This is a genomic window from Streptomyces sp. NPDC007162, assembly GCF_040634175.1.
In the GTDB taxonomy this organism is placed as follows: domain Bacteria; phylum Actinomycetota; class Actinomycetes; order Streptomycetales; family Streptomycetaceae; genus Streptomyces.
Genome location: NZ_JBEYFC010000591.1, coordinates 1 through 4961 on the forward strand (window position 1 = coordinate 1; position 4961 = coordinate 4961).

Below are 4961 nucleotides of genomic sequence, written 5' to 3' on the forward strand. Positions count from 1 at the left end.
GACGCGGGCACAGGCCGCCAGGTGCAGGTCCGCAGCCGGCTCGGCCAGCCCGCGCCCGGGGTGACGTCCCGACCCGCGTACTAACTTAGGACTGCCTTAGTTTAGGCTTCCCGTTCGAGATCGATTGTCCTCACTCGATCGATTGCCACCGCTCGAAGGGAACCTGATCATGCCGCGCCCTCTGCGGGTAGCCATCGTCGGAGCCGGCCCGGCCGGGATCTACGCCGCCGACGCCCTGCTCAAGTCCGAGGTGGCCGCCGAGCCCGGCGTGTCCATCGACCTCTTCGAGCGGATGCCCGCCCCGTTCGGCCTGATCCGCTACGGCGTCGCCCCCGACCACCCGCGCATCAAGGGCATCATCACCGCCCTGCACCAGGTGCTCGACAAGCCGCAGATCCGGCTCTTCGGCAACGTGGACTACCCGTCCGACATCAGCCTCGACGACCTGCGCTCCTTCTACGACGCCGTGATCTTCTCGACCGGCGCGACCGCCGACCGCGAGCTGCGCATACCCGGCATCGAGCTGGACGGCTCCTACGGCGCCGCCGACTTCGTCTCCTGGTACGACGGCCACCCGGACGTGCCGCGCACCTGGCCGCTGGAGGCCGAGAAGGTCGCGGTGCTCGGCGTCGGCAACGTCGCCCTGGACGTGGCCCGCGTCCTCGCCAAGACCGCCGACGAGCTGCTCCCGACGGAGATCCCGCCGAACGTCTACGACGGCCTCAAGGCCAACAAGGCCCTCGAAGTGCACGTCTTCGGCCGCCGCGGCCCGGCGCAGGCGAAGTTCTCCCCGATGGAGCTGCGGGAGCTGGACCACTCCCCCAACATCGAGGTCATCGTCGACCCCGAGGACATCGACTACGACGCAGGATCGATCGAGACCCGGCGCGGCAACAAGCAGGCCGACATGGTCGCCAAGACCCTGGAGAACTGGGCGATCCGCGACGTCGGCGACCGCCCGCACAAGCTCTTCCTGCACTTCTTCGAGTCCCCGGTGGAGATCCTCGGCGCGGACGGCAAGGTCGTCGGGCTGCGCACCGAGCGCACCGCCCTGGACGGCACCGGCAACGTCAAGGGCACCGGCGAGTTCAAGGACTGGGACGTCACCGCGATCTACCGCGCCGTCGGCTACCTCTCCGACAAGCTGCCGAAGCTCCCCTGGGACATCGACTCGGGCACCGTCCCGGACGAGGGCGGCCGGGTCATCGAGGAGGGCGGCAACCACCTCCGGTCGACCTACGTCACCGGCTGGATCCGGCGCGGCCCCGTCGGTCTGATCGGCCACACCAAGGGCGACGCCAACGAGACGGTGTCCAACCTGCTGGCGGACTACGCGGGCGGCCGGCTGCACACCCCCGAGACGCCCGCGCCGGAGGCCGTGGACGCCTTCCTCGCCGAGCGGAACGTCCGCTTCACCACCTGGGAGGGCTGGTACCGGCTGGACGCCGCCGAGAAGGCGCTGGGCGAGCCGCAGGGCCGTGAGCGCGTGAAGCTCGTCGAGCGCGAGGACATGCTCCGCGAGAGCGGCGCCTGACACAGGGGGGCAGGGGGCCGACGGCGCTTCGCCGGCGACAGCGATGCGTCGGCCCCCTCTCGCGGGCACCGGGAATGTCCTAGGATCATGCGCACGCATCGCGTGTCGGTCACCGGCCGGGTGAGGCATGGAGGTGCCGTGAGGTGCCTTGCGGAGGCATTCCACCCATGTCAGTCGAGTTGAACCACACCATCGTCCACGCCCGGGACAACCGGGAGTCCGCCGAGTTCCTGGCACACGTGCTGGGACTCGAGGTCGGGACCGAGTGGGGCCCCTTCCTTCCCGTGGCCACCGGAAACGGGGTCACCCTGGACTTCGCCGCCGTTCCGGCGGAGTCGATCGTCATGCAGCACTACGCGTTCCTGGTTTCCGACCAGGAGTTCGACGCGGCCTTCGAGCGAATCCGGCGGGCCGGGATCACGTACTACGCGGATCCGCGCCTGGAGCAGCCCGGAGAGATCAACCACCACCACGGGGGCCGGGGCCTGTACTTCATGGATCCGGCCGGCCACGGCATGGAGATCATCACACGGCCCTACGGCAGCCACGCGTAGACACCGACGACTGCGTGAACGGGGCCCGCCCCGAAGCGGATGGACGGGCGGGCCCCGTTCGCGCACCATTGTGCGGGGCCCGGCGGGCCAGGGGCACGGGTGAACCGGCGTCGTACGACGCACACGGTCCACACCCCGGCTGCCGGGCGCACTCCCCGTGCGCGGGCGGCCCCCGCTCTGTTTGACACGCTCCCGGGCGGTGATACTGGGAGGCGCACTCCCCTCCCGTCAGCAGATTGGCCCATGTCGAACTCCGCCACCGACCACGCCGCCCTTCCGCAGTCCGTCTGGCCCGCCCGTGGCCGCCACACGGGCCCGGACTCCGAGGAGGTGATCCGCCGGATCCTGCGCCTGCGCAAGGAGACCGGCGCCCTCGACGACTTCGCCGAACCCCCCGTGCCGGAGGAATCCGACCAGCGGCTCTTCGAGGCCCGCTGGCGGGTCGACGACGGCACGGTCACGGTCCGCGCCCGGCTCACCCTCGTGGCGCACGAGGGCCGGCAGGCCGGGCGGGAGTGGCAGCTCGTCGCCGAGGCCGAGCGGCCCTGGGACGAGGCCTGGCCCTCCCCGGCCACGATGTTCTGGCCCGACGGCGACGAGGCCGGTGACGGCGGCGAGGCCGCCTGGGACTACCACCCGGCGGTGGCGGGCCTGCGGCTGCGCACCGTCAACCCGCTGCCCGCCGACGACAAGGACATGCGCCGGGTCCTGCGCGACGCCGCGAAGGACGCCTGGTGCGTCAACCTCGTCGTGCACGAGGCGATGACGCCCGACACGCTCGGCCGCCTCCCCCTGGTACGGCGCCTGCCGCCCGCCCTGGCCCACCGCGTCGTGGAACACCGGGCGGCGCCGGAGCAGTTCCGGGCCGTCAACTGGGCGCTGCGCGACCTCGGAGTGGAGGTCCCGCGCGGCGGAGCCGTGCTGCTGCCGCCGGACCCCGCGCCGTCCGGTTACGACCCGCACGAGTACACGGTGCGCAGCGTCTTCCTCGACGGCTCGGAGCCCACCGAACTGATCGCCCTGCTGGGCCGGTTCGCCGCGCTGCCCAGGCCCGCGCCACAGGGCACCGAGGAGGCGTTGGCCGACCTGCGCGACAATTGGACCCTGATGACGCTTCAGGAGCAGCTCGACCGGGAGCGGGGGCTCGTCGCGCAGTACGCGGAGGCGCTGGAGGCCATGACCAGGTCACGGGACCTGTACCGGGAGTCGGCCGAACGGGCCCACGAGGCGCTGGCCGCCCTCCGTGACACCCCCGCCCCCGTCGCACCGGTGCCCCAACCCGCTTCGCCCTTGCAGCAGTTGACCCGCGCCTTCAAGGGTCTGCGGGCTCCGAGGGAGAGCGCGGAGCCGATCGCGGTGCCCGAGGGGGAAACCGGGAGGACGGGGCAGCAGCCGGACCGGTAAACCGGGAAGACGGACCAGTGAGGGGCCCCGGGGCGGACCGGGGCCGGACGACAGGACAGCCATGGACACCACCACGACCGTGCTCGTGATCTGCGCGATCGTCGCCGCGGCCCTGCTCGCCGGGGCGATCGCCGTACTCGTGCGGCTGGTCCGCACCCGGCGCACGCTGCGCCGGGCCGGACTGCCGACCGGCTCGCGCTGGGTGTTCTGGGGCGCGGTCCTCTATCTGGTGCTGCCGACCGACCTGCTGCCCGACCCGATCTACCTGGACGACATCGGCGTCCTGCTGCTGGCCCTGCGGTCCATGCGCGCGGCCCTGCCCGCGGAGGACCCGGAGCTCTGAACTCGCCGGGCATCATGGGGTGATGAGAAGCACCTTCACCGGGGTCCCCGGTCTTTCCTCGACGCCCGAGGTGGCCGTCGTCATCGACGTGATGCGGGCCTTCACGGTGGCCGCCGGGGCCTTCGCGCGGGGTGCGGAGCGGATCGTCTTCGCCGAAACCCTGGACGAGGCCCTGGAGTTGAAGGCGCGGCACCCGGGCTGGCTGGCGTTCCAGGACGGGCCGGTGGTGCCGGGGTTCGACCTGGCCAACTCCCCGGCCGAACTGCGCTCACTGGACGTCGCGGGCCGCACGGTCGTCCAGAAGACCACCGCCGGGACGACCGGGGCGCTGGCGGTGGCCGGGGCGCGGCTGCTGCTGTGCGCGAGTTTCGTGGTCGCCGGGGCCACCGCCGCCGTGCTGCGGCGTGAGCGGCCCGAGGCGGTCACCTACGTCGTCACGGGGGACGGCGGGGCGGCCGACGAGGATCTGGCCTGTGCCGAGTACATCGCCGGGTGTGTGGGCGACGCCGCTCTGGCGCCGGACCCCTACCTGGCGCGGGCCCGGAACTCCCACGCGGCCGCGCGGCTCGCCGAGGGGTTGCGGCTCGGCTGGCAGGGCGTCCACCCCGAGGACGTACCGCTGTGTCTGGAGGCGGACACCGTCCCGTTCGCCATGGCCGCCGCTCGGGAGGACGGTCACCTGGTGCTGCGGCCGGTGGCGCCGGGCTGACGCCGAGCGGTGCCACGCGTGCCGGCCAGCATCAGCACCAGCACGGTCAGGGCGGCGAGCGCCGCCGCCGCCGCGACCGCGCCCGGGAGCCACGACGGGACCGGCGTGCCGTAGAGCGTCCCGGACAGCCGCCGGAGCCCCGGCCGGGCCCCGAACCGGGAGTCCAGCACCGGTCCGGCGGCGAGCACGGCGGCGCCCACGAACCCCGCCGAGGCCGCGACCAGGCGTGCCGCGGGGATCGTCAGCGCGAACGCGAGGAGCAGGCACAGCGCGGGCACGGCCGACGCGAGCGCCGGCGCCCCGCCCCACTGGCGCGGGGCGTGCGCCACCCCGCACAGCACGAACACCGGCGCGGCGGCCCACGCGGTGCGCCCACCCGCCGCGGACGAGGCTGCGGCCCCCGGCCGCCCGGCCCCC

The 4961-nt window shown here is 73.3% G+C and carries 5 protein-coding genes and 1 pseudogene; 5 read left to right on the forward strand and 1 reads right to left on the reverse strand.

Annotation, left to right across the window (positions count from 1 at the left end; translation table 11 throughout):
• The first annotated feature begins 169 nt into the window (after positions 1 to 169).
• The 5 genes from ABZ646_RS39950 to ABZ646_RS39970 all read left to right on the forward strand — a co-directional run bounded on the left by ABZ646_RS39950 (position 170) and on the right by ABZ646_RS39970 (position 4544).
• A complete protein-coding gene (locus ABZ646_RS39950) occupies positions 170 to 1534 on the forward strand; it encodes an FAD-dependent oxidoreductase (RefSeq protein WP_360530671.1) in 1365 nt (454 codons plus the stop codon).
• A 167-nt stretch (positions 1535 to 1701) separates the two neighbouring features.
• The gene (locus tag ABZ646_RS39955) at positions 1702 to 2088 is read left to right on the forward strand and encodes a VOC family protein (protein ID WP_360530674.1); all 387 of its coding nucleotides are present in this window, start codon (positions 1702 to 1704) and stop codon (positions 2086 to 2088) included.
• 243 nt (positions 2089 to 2331) lie between these two features.
• Positions 2332 to 3492, forward strand: coding sequence for a hypothetical protein (locus ABZ646_RS39960; protein WP_360530677.1), 1161 nt, complete (start codon positions 2332 to 2334; stop codon positions 3490 to 3492).
• Positions 3493 to 3553: 61 nt separating this feature from the next.
• Positions 3554 to 3835 carry a YkvA family protein gene (locus ABZ646_RS39965; protein WP_360530680.1) on the forward strand — a complete coding sequence of 94 codons (282 nt, stop codon included), beginning with the start codon at positions 3554 to 3556 and terminating at the stop codon, positions 3833 to 3835.
• Between the two features lie 22 nt (positions 3836 to 3857).
• Positions 3858 to 4544, forward strand: coding sequence for a 2-phosphosulfolactate phosphatase (locus ABZ646_RS39970; protein ID WP_360530683.1), 687 nt, complete (start codon positions 3858 to 3860; stop codon positions 4542 to 4544).
• Here ABZ646_RS39970 and ABZ646_RS39975 read toward each other — a convergent pair.
• A pseudogene (locus ABZ646_RS39975) lies at positions 4511 to 4961 on the reverse strand (hypothetical protein); the annotation flags it as partial. The gene ABZ646_RS39970 and the pseudogene ABZ646_RS39975 overlap by 34 nt on opposite strands.